The following is a 22,864-nucleotide window of genomic DNA, read 5'->3' as shown; positions in this document are numbered from 1 at the left end:
GCATGGCCCAGGCAAAGACATCGATGCCCGCCAGGAGACACGGGCTGCTTTCCTTCTGGTTGCTGGTGGTGGCGCTGCTGACCCTGCTGACCCTGGCCAGCGCCGTGGCGGTGATCAGCGCCAGCCATCTGACCCGGGTGCAATACGCTAGGCTGCAGCAGCTCGAGCGAGAACAGGATCAGCTGCAGACCGAATGGGGACAGCTGCTGCTCGAGGAAAGCGCCTGGTCGACGCCTTCCCGGGTCGAGCGGGTTGCGAGCGAGCGTCTGGACATGCGACTGCCGGACGTGGAACAGGTGGAAGTGATTCAGCCATGAGTGAAAGCAATCGTCGGGCGACCACGCCGCGTCGACGCCCTCCCAGCGAGCCGTTGGGCGCCGGTCGTTACTGGCTGATGCTGGGGTTGGTAATGCTGGCCTTGGGCGCTCTAGCGGTGCGTATCGTCGATCTGCACGTGATCGATCGCACCTTTTTGCAGGGGCAGGGGGATGCTCGTACCTTGCGCACCGAATCCATCAGCGCCCACCGCGGCATGATCACCGATCGCTACGGTGAGCCCCTGGCGATCTCGACGCCGGTGGTCAGCCTCTGGGCCAACCCGGAACAGATACCCGAGGACAATATTCAACGCTTGATGCTGGCCCAGGCCCTGGGAATCAAGGTCGATAGTCTCGACAAGCGGCTCGAGCGTTATCGAAACAAGGAATTCATGTACCTGCGCCGTCAGATGACTCCGGAGGCAGCCAAGCGGGTGCTCGATCTCGGCCTGCCCGGTGTCTATGGACAGAACGAATACCGGCGTTACTATCCTTCCGGCGAGGTCAGCGCCCAGCTTCTGGGTGTTACGGATGTGGACGATCAGGGCCAGGAAGGCCTCGAGCTTGCTTACAATTCGTATCTTACCGGTACGCCGGGCAAGCGCCGAGTGCTCAAGGATCGTCGCGGACGCCTGGTGCGGGATCTCCACCTGTTGCGAGAGGCGGACCCGGGCGGCGATCTGACTCTGGCCATCGATCAGCGGCTGCAGTACATGGCCTATCGCGAGCTCAAGGCGGCGGTCAATGAAAACAACGCGGACGGCGGTACTCTGGTCATGCTCGATGCACATACCGGAGAGGTGCTGGCCATGGCCAACCAGCCTTCCTACAACCCCAACAACCGCGCCGGGCTCGATCCGCACGGTCTGCGCAACCAGGCGGTAGTGGACGCCTTCGAACCGGGCTCGGTGATGAAACCCCTGGCCATGGCCGCGGCGCTGGAAACCGGGCGTTATCATCCGAGCACCATACTCGACACCGCCCCGGGATGGATGCGTATCGACGGTTTCACCATCCGGGATTTTCGCAATTACAAGGATCTCAGCCTGACGGACGTACTGGTGAAATCCTCCAATATAGGCATGACCCGCCTGGCGCTGGATATTCCCGAGACCGCCGTGCTGGAAAAATACCAGCGGCTGGGTCTAGGACAGAGTCCGGAAACCGGCTACCCCGGGGAGTCCGCCGGGAGCCTGCCCTCACCGATACGCCTGCCCCGCAGCAAGCGCGCCACCTTGGCCTACGGCTACGGGCTTTCCGTATCGGCCCTGCAGATAGCCAGTGCCTATACAGCGATTGCCAACGGCGGCAAGCGTGTGCCGCCGTCGCTGCTCAAGCTGAACGAGCCTCCTCTGACGATCGACGCCATCGAGCCCGGTGTTGCCGATGATGTGCTGAATATGCTCGACCAGGTAGTGCAGCCTGGTACTGGAGCGCACCGCGCCCTAGTGCCGGGATATCGCATCGCCGGCAAGACCGGCACCGTGCGCAAGACCTCCGGCACCGGGGGCTACAAGGAAGACGCCTATCGCAGTGTCTTCGTAGGCATCGCGCCGGTCTCGAACCCGCGTATCGTCACCGTGGTGATGATCGATCATCCCAAGGGAGACGAATACTATGGCGGGGCCGTGGCGGCACCGGTATTTTCCCGAGTGGCGGGCAGCGCGCTGCGACTGCTGGACGTCCCCCCGGACCAGCCGGTTGTAGCGACGGAGGCGACGGATTCATGAACGGTTCTGGAGTCGAATATATGCAGGTCGATAGTCAGGCGCTGATCCAAGCCCTCGAGGCCTGCTGGCCGGGATGCACCCGAGAAATGCCCTCTTTGCCAGACTCGCTGCGCCTGGTACTCGACAGTCGCGAACTGCGTGCCGGCGATGTTTTCATCGCCGTGCCCGGGGTCGCCTCGGACGGTCGTCGCTATATTTCCCGAGCCCTGGAGGCCGAGGCAGCGCTGGTGCTATTTCATCTGGATGAAGATCACCTTGATGAACAGGGCCATCTGGATGAGCAGGAAAGCGCCTCGCCTCGAGATAAGCGACTGATCGGTCTCGAGGATCTCAAGAGCCGTCTGGGAGAGTGGGGACGCCGGCTGTTCGCGGTGCCCGGGGAAATGGAAATCATCGGCGTGACCGGCACCAACGGCAAGAGCTCCGTCACCCACTATATCGCCGCGCTTAGTGAAATCCTGGGGCGGCCCTGCGGCATCGTCGGCACTCTGGGTCACGGGCGCCCGGGTCATCTGCGGGAGGGGCGTCAGACCACGCCGGGGCCGCTGGAACTGCAGGCCATGCTCGGTGAGCTCGCGGCTCAAGGCGTGACCCGGGTCGCCATGGAGGTATCATCCCATGCTCTGGATCAGAACCGTCTCGAAGGCTGCCCGGTCAAGGTGGCGGTATTCACCAACCTGAGCCGGGATCATCTTGATTATCATCCCGGCATGGGCGCTTACGCTGCTGCCAAGGCGCGCCTTTTCAAGCGCCCTGAACTCGAACTTGCGGTGGTCAACGCCGATGATTCCCTGGCGCGCCTGATGCTGGCGGGCTTGCCCCCGGACGTTCGCGTGCTGGCCGCCGGCAGCGACGAGGCCACGACTCTCCGAGTGCTGGACTGGCAACCGCATCCCGCCGGTCAGCGGGTGCTGGTGGCCGGGCCCCGGGGTGAGTTTGCCCTGGAACTGGCCCTGATGGGGCGCTTCAATCTGGACAACGTGCTGTTGGCCATCGCCACGCTCTATGGCCTGGGGGAGTCGCTGGACGCACTTGTCGAGGCGGCAGAGTCCCTTGCCCCGGTACCCGGACGTATGCAGCTCGTCACCGTGCCGGGCCGGCCCAAGGTAGTAGTGGATTACGCCCATACCCCGGATGCGCTGGATAACGCGCTGCAGGCGCTGCAGGCGCATCTGGGTCGCCAGGGAGAGCTGTGGTGCTTGTTCGGCTGCGGCGGCGAGCGGGATACCGGCAAGCGTTCGCAGATGGCCCGGGTAGCGGCGACTCGCGCCCGGCGTCTGGTCATTACCGACGACAATCCGCGAGGCGAGGATGCCGCTTTGATCCGTCATGAGATCCTGGCGGGGCTCGACGAACCAGAGGATGAGCGGATCTGGTGTCTGGCGGGGCGGGAGCAGGCGATCCGGTGCTGCATCCAGGCGGCGAAAGCCGAAGACGTCATCCTGGTGGCGGGCAAGGGGCATGAAACCTATCAGGAGATCGACGGCGTGCGCCATGACTTTTCCGACGTGCGGATTGTTCGCGATGTGCTGAATGATCGAGAGGCGACGCGATGAGCGCGACCGAGACGTGGACACTGGGGGAGCTGGCCAAGGCGCTGGGCTGTGAATGTCCGATTGACACGGCTTCTCGGGTTGAATCGATCACCACGGATAGCCGTAAGCTGGCCTCGGGACAGGTGTTCGTCGCCCTGCTTGGGGAGCGCTTCGATGGCCATGAATTCATTTCCAGGGCGCGAGAGACGGGCGCCCTGGCGGCAGTGGTGTCGCGTCGGGTAGATGATCCGCTGCCTCAGTTGATGGTACCGGATACTCGTCTGGCCCTCGGTCTGCTGGGTCAGGCGCGCCGGCTGGCCTGGGGCAGGCCCTTGACGGCAATTACCGGCAACAGCGGCAAGACCACGGTCAAGGAAATCCTCGCGGCCCTGCTGGCCACTCAGGGGCCGGTGCTGGCGACTCGGGGCAACCTCAACAACGATATCGGCGCGCCTCTGACCCTGCTGGAACTGACTTCTCGTCATCGCCAGGCGGTGGTGGAGCTCGGTGCCAATCATCTCGGCGAGATCGCCTGGACCTGCGCCCTGGCCAAGCCGAACGTGGCGGTAATCACCAATGTGACCGGCGCCCACGTGGGAGAATTCGGCGGCCTTGGCAACATTGCCCAGGCCAAGGGAGAAATCCTGTGCGGTCTGGCTGCCAGCGGTGTTGCGGTATTGAATCGCGACGATCGGTTCTTTCCCTTCTGGCGACGCCTGGCGGGCAGTCACGAGGTGCTGGATTTCGGCTTCGATGAAAAGGCGCGGCTGCGCGGCTCGAATCTCGTCTGCGACGCGCTGGGGCGCTACGCGGTGACGCTTCACCATGACGGACGTTGCCTGGGGCGGGTGCAGCTGGCGCTGATGGGGCGTCACAACGTCGCCAATGTCCTGGCGGCCAGCGCGGCGGCCTTGGCCATGGGCCTGTCCGCTGACGCACTGGCGGAGGCACTGGCGAAGGTCGAACCCTTGTCGGGACGCTTGTCGCTGGTGGAAGGCATTCGCCATACACGTCTGCTCGATGATACGTATAATGCCAACCCTGGCGCGGTGAAGGCGGCCCTCGATCTGCTGGCCGCTCTGCCGGCGCCGCGCTGGTGCCTGCTGGGTGCGATGGGAGAGCTCGGTGACGAAGCGGCCAGTCTGCACGCGGAGATCGGCCATCATGCTCGTTGCCTGGGCATCGACTTTCTCGGCACCCTGGGGGAACCCGCGCGTTCGGCGAGCGGGGCCTTCGGCGACAACGGGCATCATTTCGACGACTGGGAGGCGCTGGCGCGCCATGCCCGGGATCATTTGCCTGCCGGGGCCAGCGTCCTGGTCAAGGGCTCACGCAGTGCCGGAATGGAACGGCTGATCGAGGCGCTGCGCTGCGACGGATCAAGGTGAACACGATACATGCTGCTTTTTCTGGCTGAATTTCTGGCCCAATTTCAAAGCGCCTTCAATGCCTTCAGCTATCAGACGCTACGCATCGTGCTAGGCGCGCTGACAGCTTTGCTGCTGTGTCTGTGGCTGGGGCCGCTGGTGATTCGACGTCTGGTGGAACGCCAGATCGGCCAGGCGGTGCGGGATGACGGCCCGCAGTCGCACCTTTCCAAGGCCGGCACCCCGACCATGGGCGGGGCGATGATCCTGATCGCCATGGCGATCAGTACCCTACTCTGGGCGGATCTCACCAACCATTACGTTTGGCTGACCCTGGCGGTGACCCTGGGGTTTGGCGCGATCGGATGGATCGACGACTATCGCAAGGTGGTGGAAAAGAATCCTCGCGGCCTGCCGGCCCGCTGGAAATATTTCTGGCAGTCGGTCATCGGTCTGGGGGCGGCGCTGGTACTATACTTCACCGCCGCAAGCCCGGTGGAAATCAGCCTGCTGGTGCCGTTCTTCAAGGAGATCATCCTGCCGCTGGGGTTTTTCTTCGTGATACTCAGCTACTTCGTGATTGTCGGCAGTTCCAACGCGGTCAATCTGACGGATGGACTGGACGGTCTGGCGATCATGCCCACGGTACTGGTGGCCATGGGGCTTGCGGTATTCGCTTACGTCAGCGGCAACGCGGTGTTCGCCGACTATCTGCATATTCCGATGATCTCCGGCGCCGGAGAGCTGGCGGTATTCTGCGGCACCATCGCCGGCGCCGGGCTGGGTTTCCTGTGGTTCAACACCTATCCGGCCCAGGTATTTATGGGGGACGTCGGCTCCCTGGCCCTGGGGGCGGCCCTGGGGGTGGTGGCGGTGATCGTGCGCCAGGAAATCGTGCTGTTCATCATGGGCGGGGTCTTCGTCATGGAAACCCTGTCGGTGATCCTGCAGGTGGGTTCCTACAAGATGACCGGGCGCCGCATCTTTCGCATGGCGCCGCTGCATCATCATTTCGAGCTCAAGGGCTGGCCGGAACCACGGGTCATCGTGCGCTTCTGGATCATTACCGTGGTGTTGGTGCTGCTGGGCCTTGCCACTTTGAAGATTCGCTAGGATCGGTGTTGACGTGAGCGAAAGGAAAGCAGCCATGATCGAGGTGCCTGAAGATACCACCCTGGTAGTGGGACTGGGAGTATCCGGAACGGCGATCGCCCGGTATCTGACACGCCTGGGCAGGCCTTTCATGATGGCGGACACCCGATCAGTGCCTCCCGGGCTGGCGGCGTTTCAGAAGGCCTATCCGCAAGTGACGGTACACTACGGTCCCTTGACCGAGCTGGACCTGTGCAAGGCCCGGGAAGTGGTGCTGAGTCCGGGAGTCGATCCCCGCACGCCTGGGCTCGAGGGGCTTGCGGAGTCGCTCAATCCCGTCACCGGCGAGCCACGCCTGGTGGGTGAGATCGCTCTTTTTCGCCATGCGCTGAACAAGCGTACCAATCCCGGGCGAGTCGCCGCGATCACCGGCTCCAACGCCAAGTCGACGGTGACTACTCTGCTGGGAGACATGGCGCGAAATGCCGGTATCGAAGTCGCGGTAGGAGGCAACCTGGGCACTCCAGCGCTGGATCTGCTGCATGAGTATTCTCAGTCGGCACTTTTCGTGCTGGAGCTTTCGAGTTTTCAACTGGAAATGACCCCGCGACTCGAGGCGGACAGCGTCGCCTTCCTCAACCTGAGTGAAGATCATCTGGATCGCCATGGAAGTCTCGATGCCTATCGCCGTGCCAAATCATCGATCTTCCGTGGTGCGGGTCATGCGGTGGTCAACGCGGAGGATCCCCTGACCTGGCCGGACGATCCGGCTTTGTCAGCGGATGAATTCACCACCCAGCCGCCGTTGGGCCGTCAGTGGGGCATCAGCGAGCCCGTGTCGGGCGAGGGTGCCTGGCTGATGCACGGTGACGAAGCTTTGCTGGCCTGCTCGCGTATGAAGCTCAAAGGCCGTCATCATCAGGCGAATGCCCTGGCGGCCCTGGCCATGGGCCACCAACTGGGTCTTCCGATGAAGGCCATGCTCGAGGTGCTGGAGCGGTTCGAGGGGTTGCCACATCGCTGCGAGGTCATTGCGGAGGTGGATGGGGTGAGCTGGATCAACGATTCCAAGGGTACCAACGTTGGTGCAACCCTGGCCGCCATCAACGGCCTGGGGCCGACCCTGACGGGCAAGCTGATCCTGCTGGCCGGAGGGCAGGGAAAGGGCGCGGATTTCTCGCCCTTGGGCGAGCCGCTTTCCCGCTATGCTCGTCGGGTACTGACCTTCGGAATCGATGGCCCGCGGCTAGCAGACGCGGTGCGCAAGCGGGTGTCGGTAAGCGAATTCGCTGACATGAACGAGGCCTTGGAGCAGGCCAGGCGTATCGTGGAACCCGGCGACTGCGTGCTACTGTCGCCGGCCTGCGCCAGCCTCGATCAATTCCCCAGCTATATAGCGCGCGGCGAAACCTTTCGCCGCTGGGTGCTGGCGCAGGTATCCGGTCAGATCGAGGAGTCGAATTCATGAGGCTAGTTGCCGGTTTGAAGCGGATGACCGCAAGGCTTTCCACCGCGGATCAGCCCTTCGACGGCTGGCTGCTTTTCGCCGCGCTTTCGCTGATGCTGATTGGCTGGGTCATGGTGACCTCTGCCTCCACGGAAGTTGCCACTGGGTTGACAGGTAATCCCTACTATTTCAGCCTGCGTCACGGCATCTTCGTACTGCTTGCCATTACCGTCGGCCTGGTAGCCTACAAGGTTCCTCTGGGTTGGTGGCGAGTCAACGGCCAGTTCCTGCTGCTGCTGGGTATCGTGCTGTTGATCGCGGTACTGTTCGTGGGCCGCGAAGTCAACGGCAGCAAGCGATGGATTTCGCTTCCCGGCATTCCGCTCAATCTGCAGGCCTCGGAAATCGCCAAGCTATGTCTGATCATTTATGTGGCGAGCTATCTTGAGCGTTTTCTGCCTCAAGTGCGCCGGGAGTGGGGTGCTTTTCTGCGTCCGCTGATGGTGATGGGCATCTTCGCCATGCTGCTGATTCTCGAGCCGGACTACGGTGCCGTGGTGGTCATGACCGGCTGCGTGATGGGCATGCTGCTGATGTCCGGCGCGCCGCTGTGGCGCTTTTTCCTGCTGGCGGTGATCCTGGTGGTACTGGGCGCTCTGGCGGCAGTGGCGGAACCCTACCGCCTGGCGCGCCTGACGAGCTTCGCCGATCCCTGGGCGGATCAGTTCGCCAGCGGCTATCAGCTGACCCAGGCGTTGATCGCCTACGGGCGGGGGCAATGGTTCGGCCTGGGACTCGGCAACAGCATCCAGAAGCTTTTCTACCTGCCGGAAGCGCACACGGATTTCGTGTTCGCGGTCATCGCCGAGGAGCTCGGGCTGGTAGGCGCCATGGCGGTCATCGGCCTGTTCGCGCTGCTGGTCTATCGCGCCCTGGCCGCCGGGCGCCGGGCGGAACTGGCGCGACTGCCTTTTGCCGCCTATTTGAGCTACGGCATTGCCCTGGTTCTCGGTTCCCAGGCCTTCATCAATATTGCGGTCAGTACCGGCATGCTGCCGACCAAGGGGCTGACGCTGCCCCTGCTCAGCTATGGCGGCTCCAGCCTGTTGATCAGCGCGGTAATGGTGGCGCTGCTCGTCCGGGTCGATGTGGATACCCGGCGCGCGGTGCGACGCTCGCGGCCCACCGCCGCGCGGCGTCCCTCCGGCCAGGTCAGTGGAGAGCGAGCATGAATGCACCGGCAGCGCGTCGCGCTCTGATCATGGCCGGAGGGACCGGTGGCCATGTCATTCCCGCGCTTTCCCTGGCAAAAGAACTGCGAGGGCGGGGCGTGAAAGTGGAATGGCTGGGCAGCCCCCGCGGCATCGAGAATCGCCTGGTGCCGGAGGCGGATATCCCGTTGCATCGAGTGGTCGTCTCGGGGCTGCGAGGTAATGGCATCGCCGGCTGGCTGGCGGTTCCCTGGCGGCTCAGCCGTGCGGTGTGGCAGGCTCGCCGAGTGATCGCTGACTATGACCCCCAAGTGGTGGTGGGGCTTGGTGGCTTTGCCAGCGGCCCGGGGGGGCTGGCCGCCTGGTTGATGCGTCGCCCGCTGGTCATTCACGAGCAGAACGCCTTGGCGGGACTCACCAATCGCGCTTTAGCGAAGCTGGCGCGGCGCATCTATGCGGCCTTTCCCGGTGCGATTTCCGGACGTTCCGTCCAGGTGATCGGCAATCCGGTACGTCGTGATATCGCTGCCTTGGGCGAGATGCCTCGATCCGCGGAAATCATGCGGGAAAGACGCCTGCGCCTGCTGGTGGTGGGAGGTTCCCTGGGCGCCCTGGCCTTGAATCGTTATCTTCCCGAAGCCTTGGCGCGCCTGGCGGTGGAGAAACGCCCGGAAGTGTTTCATCAGGCGGGGCGGGACAAGGATGCGGTGACTCGCCAGGCCTACGCGGAGCAAGGCATCGAGGCGGAAGTTACCGCCTTTATCGACGACATGGCAGTCGCCTATGACTGGGCGGATCTGGTAGTATGCCGTGCCGGTGCCTTGACAATCTCGGAACTCGCCGCCGCCGCCAAGCCGGCGCTGCTGGTGCCTTATCCTCACGCGGTGGACGACCATCAAACCGCCAATGCCCGAGTGCTGCTGGACGTGGAGGCGGCGCAACTGATGCCTCAGGCCGGTCTGACCGCCGAAGCATTGAGCAATCGGCTTGCGACGCTTCTGAATCCCGCCATACTGGCGGCCATGGCAAGCAAGGCCCGGGCCAACGCTCGGCTCGATGCGATAGAGCGGCTGGCCGATGGCTGCATGGAGGTTGGTTTTGAGCGATAACAAGGAATTGGGCGTCATGCAACAGGATTCGCCTTATCGTGGACTTGGCATGCGCCGTATCAGGAATATTCATTTCGTGGGTATCGGCGGCGTCGGCATGTGCGGTATTGCCGAGGTGCTGGCCAATCAGGGATACCAAGTCAGCGGCAGTGATCTCAGAGAATCGCCGGTCACCACCCATCTGCGAACGTGCGGGATTCGTGTCGCCATCGGTCATGGCGAGGAGAATGTCCAGCAGGCGGATGTGGTGGTGGTATCGACGGCGGTGGACGACACCAATCCAGAGATTCGCTGGGCCCAGGCGCATCGCATACCCGTGGTGCGCCGCGCCCAGATGCTCGCGGAACTGATGCGCTTTCGTCACGGTATCGCGGTGGCGGGCACCCACGGCAAGACCACTACCACCAGCATCACCGCTACCCTGCTGGCGGAGGGCGGGCTGGATCCGACCTTCGTCATCGGCGGCAAGCTGACCAGCGCCGGTACCAACGCGCGATTGGGAGAGGGGGATTATCTGGTCGCCGAGGCGGACGAATCCGATGCGTCCTTCCTGCATCTGCAGCCGATGGTGTCCATCGTCACCAATATCGACGCGGATCACATGGCGACCTATGGCGGCGATTTCGAACGCCTGAAGATGACCTTCGTCGATTTCCTGCACAACCTGCCCTTCTACGGCCTGGCGATCCTCTGTATCGATGACGGTCACGTGCACAGCCTGCTGGACCGCGTGCAGCGCCATTTCGTCACCTACGGCTTTCACGCGGAAGCGGATTATCGCATCGTCGATTTTCGCCAGGAAGCAGGAGAGGTGCGCTTCACCGCCCTGCGCCCGGAAGGGCGGGAACCGCTGCCGGTGCGCCTGGCCATGCCCGGGGAGCACAACGCCCTGAACGCCCTGGCGGCCATCGTCGTCGCCAGCGATGCCGGGGTATCGGACGCGGCGATTCTCAGGGGGCTGGCCAGCTTCGCCGGGGTCGGCCGGCGCTTCCAGGTGCACGGGCATTTTCTCGCTCCCGGGGGCGATGGCGAGGTCATGCTGGTGGACGATTACGGTCATCATCCCCGGGAAGTCGAGATGGTGATTCGCGCGGTGCGGGCCGGCTGGCCCAGTCGGCGTCTGGTCATGGTCTATCAGCCGCATCGCTACTCCCGCACCCGGGATCTCTACGAGGATTTCGTTCGGGTGCTCTCCGAGGTCGATACGCTGGTGCTGCTGGACGTCTATGCTGCGGGAGAGGCGCCCCTGGCCGGCGCGGACGGCAAGGCGCTTGCCGGTTCGATACGCCAGCGCGGCAAGGTCGACCCGCTGTTCGCCGCTACCAAGACGGAACTGCCGGACCTGCTGTCTCGGGTACTGCGACCGGAGGATATCCTGATAACTCAGGGCGCCGGGGACGTGGGCGGCATCGCCCTGCGCCTGGCGGAACATCGCCTGAAGCTTGACGAGGTAACCCTATGAGAGAAGACGAATCCAACGCTGCCGCGCTGAATTCTGACCGCGTGGTGGTGGTATACGGGGGGCATTCCGCGGAGCGGGAGGTGTCTCTGACCAGCGGCGCGGCGGTGCTGACGTCTCTTCAGCGCAGCGGCGTGAATGCGGTCGGTTACGATCTGGCGGAAGGCGGACTGATCGGCCTGGAAGCCCTGGCGCCGGATCGCGTGTTCATCGCTCTTCACGGACGCGGCGGCGAGGATGGCACGCTGCAAGGCGCCCTGGAGCTTCTCGATATTCCCTACACCGGCAGTGGGGTCATGGCCTCGGCGCTGGGCATGGACAAGGAACGTACCAAGGCGCTGTGGCGTGCCCTGGAGCTTCCCACGCCGGATAGCATCATGCTGTCTGCGGAAAGCGACTGGTCCCGAGTTTGCGAGCGACTCGGGCTGCCGCTGATCGTCAAGCCGGTACATGAAGGCTCTACCTTGGGCATCACCATCGTCGAGGATGCACAGACGCTCGCTGCGGCGTATCGGGAAGCGTCCCGCTTCGACGCGGCGGTCATGGCGGAACGCTTCATTCAAGGTGAGGAATACACCCTGTCGCTACTTGGCGACAGGGTGCTGCCGGCGATTCGTGTCGAGGTGCCCAGCGGCTTTTACGATTACCACGCCAAATACCATGCCAATGACACCTTGTATCACTTGCCCTGCGGTCTTGATGAGCGTGAAGAGGCGCGGCTCGGTGAACTTTGTCGGCGAGCCTTCGCGGCCATCGACGGGCGCGGCTGGGGACGAGTGGACGTGATGCGCGATGCGCAGGGCAATTTCTGGCTTCTGGAGGTCAATACGGTGCCGGGCATGACCGACCACAGCCTGGTGCCTCAGGCTGCCCGGCATGCGGGACTCGACTTCGATGCCCTGGTGCTGGCCATTCTCGACACCGCGAGAGGCGAATAGAGCGCGATGGCTATGCGGCGAGGCTCGCTGATCGGACTGATATTGTTGATCCTGATGCTGGGCGCCGGCGGCCGTGCACTATGGGTGTGGCTTGATCAGCCTATCGAACGAGTGTCGATCAGCGGAGAGTTTGAACATGTCAACTCGGACTATCTGAAAGCGCGTCTTGCGCCTTTTGTGAAGGGGGAAAGCTGGCTTTCGGTGGATTTGAACGAATTACGTCGGCGTGTTCGACGTATCGACTGGCTGTCGGAAGTGAGAATATCCAGAAAATGGCCCAACGCGCTGGTGTTCGAGCTTTTCGAGCAGCATCCGGTGGCACGATGGGGAGACGAATTTCTGCTCAACGAAAAGGGCGAGCCCTTTGCCTTCGCGCCGCTGTCGCCACCCGTTGGTCTGCCGGATCTCGCGGGGCCGCCGGGCAGTGGGCCGGAAGTGCTGGCCTATTACGATACGCTGCGTCGGCGTCTGGCGCCCTTGGCGATACAACTCACTCAACTCAGGTTGGAGCCGCGCGGCGCCTGGCGATTACAGTTCGATGATGATGTATGGGTCATGCTGGGCCGTAGTGATCGCGAGGAACGCCTGGATCGTCTTTATGCTGCATGGCAGAGACGACTCTCTGAACAGGTGTCGCATATTCGCTACATCGACCTGCGATATCCCAATGGTGTCGCCGTTGCCTGGCATGGAGAAACTGAAATCGACGATTAGAATGCGCGGGGGTACTGTGGGCTCTTTTTAGCTCGAAAGGCTGACCAACAGGGCGAACCGGGTGTTCCTTTTCACGATAAATGTCCGTATTCTGGATCGGATTTCACGATAAGGCTGGTGATTAGGCATAAGTTTTCTATACTTGCCAATCATATTTTCGCGTCGGATTGACCGACGTTTAACCCGGATTAAAATCAAGGAGTAATCCCGACCCATGGCAGTTCAATCCAATGCTTCCTCTATGGTAGTCGGGCTTGATATCGGAACATCCAAGGTGGTGGCCATTGTCGGCCAGGCGACGGACGATGGTGGCATCGAAATCGCCGGTATTGGCTCGCATCCTTCGCGAGGCATGAAGAAAGGCGTGGTGATCAATATCGAATCCACCGTGCAGTCGATTCAGCGTGCAGTCGAAGAAGCGGAGCTGATGGCGGGCTGCGACATTCACTCGGTCTATGTGGGCATTGCCGGTAGTCATATCAGTTCGATGAATTCCGATGGAGTGGTTGCCATCAAGGATCGCGAAGTCAGTATTTCCGATATCGAGCGGGTGATCGATTCGGCTCGAGCGCGCGCGATTTCAGAAGGACAACGGGTGCTGCACGTACTGCCTCAGGAATATGCCATCGATACCCAGGAGGGGATTCGTGAGCCATTGGGCATGTCCGGGGTGCGCCTGGAGGCGCGGGTGCATCTGGTGACCGCAGCCCTTAATGCAGTACAGAATATCGAGAAGTGCGTGCGCCGCTGCGGCCTGGAAGTGGACGCCATCATGCTGGAACAGTTGGCCTCGAGTCACGCGGTGCTGACGGAGGACGAACGGGAACTGGGCGTGTGCATGGTGGATATCGGTGGGGGCACCACGGATATCGCCGTGTTCACCGAGGGCGCCATTCGCCATACCTCGGTGATTCCCATCGCCGGGGATCAGGTGACCAACGATATCGCCATGGCGCTGCGCACGCCGACCCAGTACGCGGAAGAGATCAAGGTCAAGTACGCCTGCGCCCTGACCCAGCTTGCCGCCAGCGACGAGTTGATCAAGGTGCCAAGCGTCGGCGAGCGGCCCGCACGGGATCTTTCCCGTCAGGCCTTGGCGGAGGTGGTCGAACCGCGTTATGAGGAACTCTTTACCCTGATTCGCGATGAGCTGCGTCGCAGCGGCTACGAGGATCTGGTGGCCGCCGGCGTGGTATTGACCGGCGGCACGTCACGCATGGAGGGCGTGGTTGAACTGGCGGAGGAGATTTTTCACATGCCGGTTCGCATTGCTTGCCCGCAGAACGTCAGAGGGCTGGCGGATGTGGTCCGCAATCCGATTTATTCCACGGGAGTGGGTTTGTTACATTACGGAATGCACGACGCCAGGCAAGGCCAGAGCCGTGCAAGCGCGGCGCAACCCAAGCGCGAAGACGTCTCTCGACGAGGCAGCAAGAACGAGGCTTCCTCGTTAGAAAAGATCAAGCGGTGGTTCAAAGGAAATTTCTGACAGGACCGATAAGCGGTCCAGGAGACGGACAAATGTTCGAATTGGTCGACAGCGCACCCTCCAGCAGCGCGATCATCAAGGTCATCGGAGTCGGCGGCGGCGGTGGTAATGCCGTCAATCACATGGTGGAAAGCAACATCGAAGGCGTCGATTTCATCTGCGCCAACACGGATGCTCAAGCGCTCAAGCGGGTCTCCGCCAAGACGGTTTTGCAACTGGGTGGTGAAATCACCAAGGGCCTGGGCGCCGGCGCCAATCCGGAGGTCGGTCGTCAGGCGGCCATGGAGGATCGCGAGCGTATCGCCGAGCTGATCCAGGGCGCCGACATGGTGTTCATTACCGCTGGCATGGGGGGTGGCACTGGCACCGGCGGCGCACCCGTGGTGGCTCAGGTCGCCAAGGAAATGGGTATCCTTACGGTGGCGGTGGTGACCCGGCCGTTCCCCTTCGAGGGCCCCAAGCGCATGCGCGCCGCGGAAGAGGGCATGAAGGAGCTCTCCGAGCACGTGGATTCCCTGATCACCATCCCCAATGAAAAACTCCTGGCGGTACTGGGCAAGAATGCCAGCCTCCTGACCGCCTTCAGCGCCGCCAACGACGTCTTGCTGGGCGCGGTTCAGGGAATCGCCGAGTTGATTACCAGTCCCGGCATCATCAACGTCGACTTTGCGGACGTGCGCACGGTCATGTCTGAAATGGGCATGGCGATGATGGGCACCGGTGGCGCTACCGGTGAAAGTCGCGCGCGGGAAGCCGCGGAAAAAGCCATTCGCAGCCCGCTGCTCGAGGATATCGACCTACACGGCGCTCGCGGCATTCTGGTCAACATCACCGCCGGACCGGATCTTTCCATCGGCGAGTTCAACGATGTGGGCGCCACGGTGCAGGAGTTCGCTTCTCAGGACGCCACCATCGTCGTGGGCACTTCCATCGACATGGAGATGAGCGACGAACTGCGGGTTACTGTGGTGGCGGCGGGGCTTGATGCGCGTCAGCAGAAGGTTGCCAGCCGTGAATCCGCTGCCATGCGACCTCAGTCCAGGGATTATCGCAAGATGGCGCAGCAGCCGGCGGTGGCACGCCAGCAGGCGGCCAAGGCTGAACAGGAAGCCGCTGCCCAGTCGTCGTCCTCGGAACGACGCAAGTCCCAGGAGCTTGACGACTATCTGGATATTCCGGCGTTCCTGCGTCGCCAGGCAGACTGATCACGACGACTAATCGGCTGCGCCTATTGAGATTGACTATCGACTTTATGATGATGGCCGTAGGATTTTGTTTGGTTAGAACAGTCGTTCGCTGCTATAGTGAACGCTGTTCTATAACTAAATCCACAACGCTACGACAACGTTCGGCCATAACTCATGATCAGACAACGTACTCTCAAGAACACCATTCGTGCCACAGGCGTGGGCCTGCATTCCGGCGAAAAGGTCTACCTGACCCTGCGCCCCGCGGCGGCGGATACCGGTATCGTCTTCGTGCGTACCGATCTCGAGCCGGAAGTGCAGATTCACGCTCGTGCGCAAAACGTCACCGATACCACCCTGTGCACGGCGCTGACCCATAACGGCGAGCGCGACGGTGCCAAGGTGGCCACCGTCGAGCATCTGATGTCCGCCTTTGCCGGCTTGGGCATTGATAACGCCTATGTCGAAGTCAGCGCGCCGGAAGTGCCGATCATGGACGGCAGCGCGGGTCCTTTCGTCTTCTTGATCCAGTCCGCAGGCATCGAGGAGCAGCAGGCGCCCAAGCGTTTCATCCGTATCAAGCGCGAGATACGGGTTCAAGAGGGGGACAAGGAAGCCCTGTTCCTGCCATATAACGGGTTCAAGGTTTCCTTTGCGATCGATTTCGATCACCCGGTGGCGGAGCTGCGCAAGCAGAGCACGGTAGTGGACTTTTCCACCACGTCCTTCGTCAAGGAAGTGTCTCGGGCGCGTACCTTCGGTTTCATGCGGGACCTGGAGCAGTTGCGCTCCCATAACCTGGCCTTGGGCGGCAGCCTGGACAATGCGATCGTGGTCGATGAATATCGCATCGTCAATGAAGGCGGTCTGCGTTATGACGATGAGTTCGTCAAGCACAAGGTGCTGGATGCCATCGGCGACCTATACCAGCTTGGCCATAGCCTGATCGGCGAATTCCGCGGAATCAAGTCCGGTCATGCGTTGAACAACCAGCTGTGCCGCGCCCTGCTGGCTCAGCCGGACGCTTGGGAAATCGTCACCTTCGAAAGGGACGCCCAGCGCGCGCCGATTTCCTACGCCGCCCCGGCCATGGCGTAAGAGGGACTGGCCACTGCCGGCGTCGTTCTAGCTGGTTGTGTCGTCGGATCACGTTGTCGATTGATGCCGCTTTCTCGTTGCGAGAAAGCGGCTTTTTATTGCAGGCCGCTTTCATGAGAAGTCATTCCGACTTGTAGAAAGCAGTACCGATGTGTCGTGCGTCTACGACGTCTGATGCTTGCCGTGGGCGGCCAGGCGTTCCAAGGCGCGCTTCAAGCGTGGATCGCTTGTGTCTTCGGCGCAGCTGGCGATCTCGCTGGCGGCCTGTGGGGAAAAATGGCGTGTTTGTCGAGGCGCTATCTTGAGGGGGCGTACCGGCCGCACCTTGAAATTGAAACCGAGCACTGCGCGAAATTGGGGCAGGCGATGCAGAGCCGCCAGCAATCTGGCCTGTTCATAGCGCAGCCAGGTCAGCCAGACCGCTCGATCCGTGATCAGCGTCAACCTGCCGTCGCGGTATCCGCCGACGAACACATGCTCACGAACGTCTTCCGGCAAGGCTTCCCGCAGGGTCTGCTGAGCGCAATCGATCAGGCGGGTCTGACGTATCAGATCCCCCAGGTCGCCCCTGCCTTCGAGCAGACGGGTAACGGGCTGGGCGCGGAAACGCTTAACCTTTATACTCATGGCCTTGTTTTCGAATCTATCGTTTTCATACCGATCGCTTTCAAGCCGAATACCCCAGGAATGAGCAATCTAGCATGCAGCGGAGTTCACTGACAGCATGAGCGACCATCTCGCGTCTCGCGGCCGCCAGTGTTCACGCTGGTGGCTGGCGGGTCTGCTGGTAGGTTGTCTGCTGCCGGCAAGTCTCGTGCAGGCAAGCGTGCCGCGCCTGTCCGTGCGTATCGTGCATGCCTGCCTGCTGGCGCCCGCCGCGATTCTTGCCCAGAGCCGTCGCCGCGCGCTCCGCCGCCGTTGTTCCCTGCGTCGCGACAACTTCCCGCCGGACAGTCTGCCGTTGCGCTTACCCAGCCCGATCGGATGGTTCACGCCGGATTCGGCACAGCCGAGTATCGGTCACGATGTGCTTTCGCGTCGCGGTCCACCTTGCAGCGCTGAAGGATAATTCCTTTCGAGAGTTTCGAGAGCCCGCCGCGGAAAAGTCAGGTGCTTTTCCGACAAAGGGCTTCAGCATTCGTCAACCAATGGATTCTTCATGTTAAACACGTTGTTACGCAAGGTAGTGGGTACCAGAAACGACCGTGTCGTCAAACGCCTGAGCAAAGGCGTTTCTCAGATCAACGCTTTCGAGTCAAGTTTCGAGGCGCTGGACGACATTGAGCTGCAGGCAAAGACCGAAGAGTTTCGCGAGCGGCTTTCTTCCGGGGCGAGCCTGGACACGCTGCTGCCGGAAGCCTTCGCGGTGGTACGCGAGGCCAGCAAGCGGGTGATGGGCATGCGTCATTTCGACGTTCAGCTGATCGGCGGCATGGCGCTCAACCAGGGGCGTATCGCCGAGATGAAGACCGGCGAGGGCAAGACCCTGGTGGCCACTCTGGCCGTATATCTCAACGCGCTGCCTGGCAAGGGCGTGCACGTGGTCACGGTCAACGATTATCTGGCTCGGCGAGACGCCCAATGGATGCGCCCGCTCTACGAATTCCTGGGCCTCAGCGTCGGCGTCATCTTCGCCGGACAGAACCAGGAAGAGAAACGCGAGGCCTACGCCTGCGATATCACCTACGGCACCAACAACGAATACGGCTTCGATTACCTGCGCGACAACATGGCCTTCTCCCTGGAAGAGAAGGTGCAGCGAGGGCTGCATTACGCCATCGTCGACGAGGTCGATTCCATCCTGATCGACGAGGCGCGCACGCCCCTGATCATTTCCGGACCGGTGGAGGAGAATACCGAGCTTTACAGGGTCGTCGATAAGCTGGCGCTGGGCTTGAGCCAATGCAGCGACGCGGAAGACCCGACCACCGGCGATTTCATCCTGGACGAAAAGCAGAAGCAGGTGGAACTGACCGAGGATGGGCATACCAAGGTCGAGGAACTGATGCGTCAGCAGGGGCTTCTGGGGGAGGAGGATTCCCTGTACGCCGCGCAAAATCTGAACCTGCTGCAGCACATGCATTCGGCGCTGCGAGCGCGGCATCTCTACCAGCGGGATGTGGACTACATCGTCGAGGAGGGCCAGGTAGTCATCGTCGATGAGCATACCGGGCGTTCCATGCCCGGGCGGCGCTGGTCGGAAGGGCTGCACCAGGCGGTGGAAGCCAAGGAAAATGTGACGGTGCAGCGGGAAAGTCAGACTTTGGCCTCCACCACCTTCCAGAATTATTTCCGTCTCTACGACAAGCTGGCCGGGATGACCGGTACCGCGGATACGGAAGCCTTCGAATTTCGCCAGATCTACGGTCTGGACGTGATGGTGATTCCCACCAACAAGCCCTTGATCCGTAATGACATGAACGACCTGGTCTACATGAGCAGCGAGGAGAAGTTCGAGGCGATCATCGAGGATGTCAAGGCGGTGACCGAGGCGGGACGGCCGGTGCTGGTGGGTACCGCTTCCATCGAAACCTCTGAATATCTGGCGGAGCTGATGCGCAAGGAGGGAATCGCCTTCAACGTGCTCAATGCCAAGCAGCATCAGAGCGAGGCGCAGATCATCGCTCAGGCCGGACGCCCCGGTGCTATCACCATCGCCACCAACATGGCGGGTCGCGGTACCGACATCATGCTGGGCGGTAGCTGGGAGGCGGAAATCGCGGAATTGGACAACCCCGACAGCGAACAGGTCGAAGCGATCAAGGCCGCCTGGCAGGAGCGTCATGAGGCGGTGCTGGCTGCCGGCGGTCTGCATGTGATCGGCTCCGAACGACATGAATCAAGGCGCATCGACAATCAGCTGCGCGGACGTTCCGGGCGACAGGGGGATCCGGGCTCGACGCGCTTCTTCCTGTCACTGGAAGACAATCTGATGCGCCTGTTCGGCTCCGAGCGGGTACAGCGCTTGATGCAGGCGCTGGGGCTCGAACGCGGCGAAGCCATCGAGCACAAGATGGTGTCCAACGCGGTGGAGCGGGCGCAGAAGAAGGTCGAGGGGCGAAACTTCGATATCCGTAAGCAGCTGCTCGAATACGACGATGTGGCCAACGATCAGCGCCGGGTCATCTACGAGCAGCGGAACGAGATTCTCGGCGCCGAGGACGTCTCCGAGAATGTCGCCGGCATTCGCGATGAAATGCTCGACCAGGCGGTCAGCGACTTCGTGCCGCCTCAGAGTTTGCCGGAGCAGTGGGACCTGGAAGGCCTGGAGGTGCATCTCAAGCAGGAATTCAATCTCGAGGTGCCGCTGACCCAGTGGGCGGAGGAAGACGAGCGTTTCGACGAGGAAAAACTGCGGGAACGCCTGCTGTCACAGCATCGCGATGTCTATGCCGCCAAAGTGGAAGCGGTGGGCGAGGCGCTGATGCGCCGTTTCGAGAAGCAGGTCATGCTTCAGGTGCTGGATACGCGCTGGAAGGAGCATCTTCAGTCCATGGATCACCTGCGCCGCGGCATCCATCTGCGCGGCTACGCGCAGAAGAATCCCAAGCAGGAATACAAGCGCGAGGCCTTCGAGCTGTTTCAAGGGTTGCTGACCAATATCAAACGGGATATCGCGCGCATTCTTAGTCATGTCAAGGTACGCCGCCAGGAGGAGGTGGAAGAACTCGAGCAGCAGCGCCGCGAAACCCTGGCGCGAGAACAGGCGTCGGCGGATAGCCGTCACGAAGCCCTGACGGAGCAGAAAGAAGCCGAGCCGAAAGCGGCGGAAGCCAAGGAGAATCGACCTCATCGCCGCCAGGGACCCAAGGTGGGGCGCAACGATCCCTGCCCCTGCGGCTCAGGGAAGAAGTTCAAGCAGTGCTGTGGCAGGTTGAGCTAAATTTAACACCAGGAGACAAGCGCATGGCAGTGGGAAACGCCTTCTTTCCGCAGATGCCGGAGATTGCCGGGCTGCGTATGGGCACCGGCATGGCGGGAATCAAGAAACCCGGGCGTCGGGATCTGGTGGTGATGGAAATCGCGTCCGGGGCGAGCGTTGCCGGCACCTTCACTCGCAATGCCTTCTGTGCGGCGCCGGTGCAGGTGGCCAGGCGCCATCTTGCGGCCACCCGGGAACAGGACAAGGCACCGCGCTACCTGTTGATCAATACCGGTAATGCCAATGCGGGCACCGGAGAGCAAGGCCTGCGGGATGCGCTGCAAAGTTGCGAAACCCTGGCTGGACTAGGCAATGTCTCGACGGATGAAGTGCTGCCGTTCTCCACCGGGGTGATCGGCGAGCCTCTGCCCATGGAACGCCTGCTGGCTGGCTTGCCCGGTGCGCTTGAGACCCTGGATAGCCAAGGCTGGCAGGCCGCCGCCGAGGGTATCCTGACCACGGATACCCGGCCCAAGGGAGCGGCGCGAACGCTCGAAATCGATGGCCAGAAGGTCGCTATCGCCGGCATCAGCAAGGGCTCCGGCATGATCTGTCCCAATATGGCCACCATGCTGGGATTCGTGGCCACGGATGCTGCCATCGAACCGCAGATGCTGGATCGGCTGCTGAAGGATGGCGTCGAGAATTCCTTCAACAGCATTACCGTTGACGGCGATACTTCCACCAACGACGCCTGCATGTTGATCGCTACCGGCCAAGGTGCGCGCCTGGATTCCGAGTCGACGCTGGCGGCTTTCGGCGAGGCGCTGAATGAGGTCCTGGTCGAGCTCGCTCAGGCGATCGTTCGTGACGGCGAAGGCGCTACCAAGTTCGTTACCCTGGAAGTCGAGCAGGCCCGCTCCCGGCAAGAGGCGCGAGAAGTCGCCTTCAGCGTCGCGCACTCTCCGCTGGTCAAGACCGCCCTTTACGCCAGCGATGCCAACTGGGGGCGTATTCTGGCGGCGGTAGGCAGGGTGCGGATCGAGGATCTCGATGTGGATGGCATCACCATCGATCTAGAAGAGGTGCGTCTCGTGGAAGCCGGTGGGCGGGCGGAGAGCTATACGGAGGAGGCAGGCAGCGCGGTCATGGCTCGGGAAGATATCAGGATTCGTATCGCCCTTGGGCGTGGCACTCGGTCAGCGCGGATCTGGACCACGGATCTCTCCCATGACTATATCTCCATCAATGCGGATTATCGCAGTTGAGGCGCGAAACGATTCTTTCGACGTGCTGACAAGCTTTCAACTCAGGGAATGGCATGATCAAGAGACGGGTACACGTGGCGGCGGCGGCAATTCTGAGTCCTGACGGGGGGAAGGTGCTGATCGCGCGGCGCCCTGCCAATGTCGACCAGGCGGGGCTCTGGGAATTTCCCGGTGGCAAGCTCGCTCCCTACGAGACCGGTTATCAGGGGCTGAAACGCGAGCTTCAGGAAGAGCTCGGAGTCGAGATACGGCGTGCCCAGCCGCTGATTCGCGTTCATCATGAATACCCGGACAAACAGCTGCTGCTCGATGTCTGGCAGGTCTACGACTTTGCCGGCGAACCCTTTGGTCGTGAAGGGCAGGCGGTGCGCTGGGTCAGGCTCGGGGAGTTATTCCACTATTCCTTTCCCGCGGCCAATCTGCCGGTGCTGCAGGCGGTCATGCTGCCAACGGAATACCTGATCAGTGCCGAAGAAGACGACGATACGCTATTCATGACCCGGCTCGAGAGAGCGCTGTGGGAAGACGACATTCGCCTGGTACAGCTACGCGCCAAGACGCTGAGTCCGGACGCTTACCTGCATCGCGCGCAGCAGACCCTGGAGTTATGTCGCCGCTACGGGGCAAGGCTTTCTCTCAACGGCGATCCTCGACTGCTTGAAAGCGTCGATGCGGACGGCATTCACTTGACCAGCGACCGGTTGATGCAGCTCGAGACACGACCTCTGAGCCAGGACAAGTGGCTATCCGCATCCACCCACGACCGCTTGCAGCTCGAGCAGGCCAAGCGCATTGGCTGCGATTTCGTGACGCTCTCGCCCTTGCGCACCACTCTCAGCCATCCGGACACGGCGCCGCTTGGCTGGCACGATTTTCAGCAGCTGGTGGAAACCGCCGGCATGCCGGTCTATGCCTTGGGCGGCATGACCCGCAAGGATACCAATCACGCCCGGGGCGTCGGCGCTCAGGGAATCGCCTCGATCCGGGATTTCTGGAAATAAGTTCTGGAAATAAGTTCTGGAAATAGATTTTTGGAAATAA

Annotated in this window: 19 protein-coding genes; 18 read left to right on the top strand and 1 reads right to left on the bottom strand. The window is 61.9% G+C overall.

The genetic code is table 11. The annotated features are described in order from the left end of the window. Positions 1-2: 2 nt before the first annotated feature. From ftsL to lpxC, 14 genes are all read left to right on the top strand, one after another. The gene (gene ftsL / locus FGL86_RS14620; RefSeq protein WP_147185296.1) at positions 3-317 is read left to right on the top strand and encodes a cell division protein FtsL; all 315 of its coding nucleotides are present in this window, start codon (positions 3-5) and stop codon (positions 315-317) included. Next, positions 314-2,047 (top strand): peptidoglycan D,D-transpeptidase FtsI family protein, encoded by a 1,734-nt coding sequence (locus FGL86_RS14615; RefSeq protein ID WP_147185294.1) that lies wholly within the window; start codon positions 314-316, stop codon positions 2,045-2,047. Before ftsL ends, FGL86_RS14615 begins: the two co-directional genes overlap by 4 nt. Positions 2,048-2,067: 20 nt before the next feature. Beyond that, complete coding sequence (locus FGL86_RS14610; protein ID WP_147186224.1) at positions 2,068-3,603, top strand: UDP-N-acetylmuramoyl-L-alanyl-D-glutamate--2,6-diaminopimelate ligase; 1,536 nt, start codon at positions 2,068-2,070, stop codon at positions 3,601-3,603. Then, complete coding sequence (locus FGL86_RS14605; RefSeq protein WP_147185292.1) at positions 3,600-4,970, top strand: UDP-N-acetylmuramoyl-tripeptide--D-alanyl-D-alanine ligase; 1,371 nt, start codon at positions 3,600-3,602, stop codon at positions 4,968-4,970. Before FGL86_RS14610 ends, FGL86_RS14605 begins: the two co-directional genes overlap by 4 nt. Before the next feature lie 9 nt (positions 4,971-4,979). Beyond that, entirely contained in the window at positions 4,980-6,062 is a 1,083-nt protein-coding gene (gene mraY, locus FGL86_RS14600; RefSeq protein ID WP_147185290.1) for a phospho-N-acetylmuramoyl-pentapeptide-transferase, read from the top strand. Between the two features lie 34 nt (positions 6,063-6,096). Then, positions 6,097-7,509, top strand: a complete 1,413-nt coding sequence (gene murD, locus FGL86_RS14595; RefSeq protein WP_147185289.1) for a UDP-N-acetylmuramoyl-L-alanine--D-glutamate ligase — start codon at positions 6,097-6,099, stop codon at positions 7,507-7,509. Then, positions 7,506-8,720 (top strand): putative lipid II flippase FtsW, encoded by a 1,215-nt coding sequence (gene ftsW / locus FGL86_RS14590; RefSeq protein ID WP_147185287.1) that lies wholly within the window; start codon positions 7,506-7,508, stop codon positions 8,718-8,720. Before murD ends, ftsW begins: the two co-directional genes overlap by 4 nt. Beyond that, a complete protein-coding gene (gene murG, locus FGL86_RS14585) occupies positions 8,717-9,808 on the top strand; it encodes an undecaprenyldiphospho-muramoylpentapeptide beta-N-acetylglucosaminyltransferase (RefSeq protein ID WP_246131653.1) in 1,092 nt (363 codons plus the stop codon). Before ftsW ends, murG begins: the two co-directional genes overlap by 4 nt. 16 nt (positions 9,809-9,824) lie before the next feature. Next, positions 9,825-11,270, top strand: coding sequence for a UDP-N-acetylmuramate--L-alanine ligase (gene murC, locus FGL86_RS14580; protein ID WP_147185286.1), 1,446 nt, complete (start codon positions 9,825-9,827; stop codon positions 11,268-11,270). Then, positions 11,267-12,205, top strand: coding sequence for a D-alanine--D-alanine ligase (locus tag FGL86_RS14575; protein ID WP_147185284.1), 939 nt, complete (start codon positions 11,267-11,269; stop codon positions 12,203-12,205). Before murC ends, FGL86_RS14575 begins: the two co-directional genes overlap by 4 nt. 6 nt (positions 12,206-12,211) lie before the next feature. Beyond that, positions 12,212-12,919, top strand: coding sequence for a cell division protein FtsQ/DivIB (locus FGL86_RS14570; protein ID WP_246131652.1), 708 nt, complete (start codon positions 12,212-12,214; stop codon positions 12,917-12,919). A gap of 214 nt (positions 12,920-13,133) precedes the next feature. Then, positions 13,134-14,408: a cell division protein FtsA gene (gene ftsA, locus FGL86_RS14565; protein ID WP_147185282.1), complete on the top strand. Its 1,275-nt coding sequence runs from the start codon at positions 13,134-13,136 to the stop codon at positions 14,406-14,408. Between the two features lie 32 nt (positions 14,409-14,440). Beyond that, positions 14,441-15,613: a cell division protein FtsZ gene (gene ftsZ, locus FGL86_RS14560; RefSeq protein WP_147185280.1), complete on the top strand. Its 1,173-nt coding sequence runs from the start codon at positions 14,441-14,443 to the stop codon at positions 15,611-15,613. Positions 15,614-15,769: 156 nt separating this feature from the next. Continuing rightward, positions 15,770-16,693: a UDP-3-O-acyl-N-acetylglucosamine deacetylase gene (lpxC, locus tag FGL86_RS14555; RefSeq protein ID WP_147185278.1), complete on the top strand. Its 924-nt coding sequence runs from the start codon at positions 15,770-15,772 to the stop codon at positions 16,691-16,693. A 162-nt stretch (positions 16,694-16,855) separates the two neighbouring features. Here lpxC and FGL86_RS14550 read toward each other — a convergent pair whose 3' ends face one another. Beyond that, positions 16,856-17,320: a DUF721 domain-containing protein gene (locus tag FGL86_RS14550; protein WP_147185276.1), complete on the bottom strand. Its 465-nt coding sequence runs from the start codon at positions 17,318-17,320 to the stop codon at positions 16,856-16,858. Between the two features lie 97 nt (positions 17,321-17,417). Between FGL86_RS14550 and FGL86_RS14545 the strand changes: the two genes are divergently transcribed. From FGL86_RS14545 to FGL86_RS14530, 4 genes are all read left to right on the top strand, one after another. Beyond that, positions 17,418-17,762 (top strand): hypothetical protein, encoded by a 345-nt coding sequence (locus FGL86_RS14545; protein ID WP_147185275.1) that lies wholly within the window; start codon positions 17,418-17,420, stop codon positions 17,760-17,762. 90 nt (positions 17,763-17,852) lie between these two features. Further along, positions 17,853-20,576: a preprotein translocase subunit SecA gene (secA, locus tag FGL86_RS14540; RefSeq protein WP_147185273.1), complete on the top strand. Its 2,724-nt coding sequence runs from the start codon at positions 17,853-17,855 to the stop codon at positions 20,574-20,576. A 23-nt stretch (positions 20,577-20,599) separates the two neighbouring features. Beyond that, complete coding sequence (argJ, locus tag FGL86_RS14535) at positions 20,600-21,823, top strand: bifunctional glutamate N-acetyltransferase/amino-acid acetyltransferase ArgJ (RefSeq protein ID WP_147185271.1); 1,224 nt, start codon at positions 20,600-20,602, stop codon at positions 21,821-21,823. A 53-nt stretch (positions 21,824-21,876) separates the two neighbouring features. Then, on the top strand, positions 21,877-22,824 hold the full coding sequence (locus FGL86_RS14530; protein WP_147185270.1) for a Nudix family hydrolase: 948 nt from the start codon (positions 21,877-21,879) through the stop codon (positions 22,822-22,824). Positions 22,825-22,864 lie beyond the last annotated feature (40 nt).

Source organism: Pistricoccus aurantiacus (genome assembly GCF_007954585.1).
Lineage (GTDB): Bacteria > Pseudomonadota > Gammaproteobacteria > Pseudomonadales > Halomonadaceae > Pistricoccus > Pistricoccus aurantiacus.
This window is presented reverse-complemented; position numbering and strand designations above follow the sequence as displayed.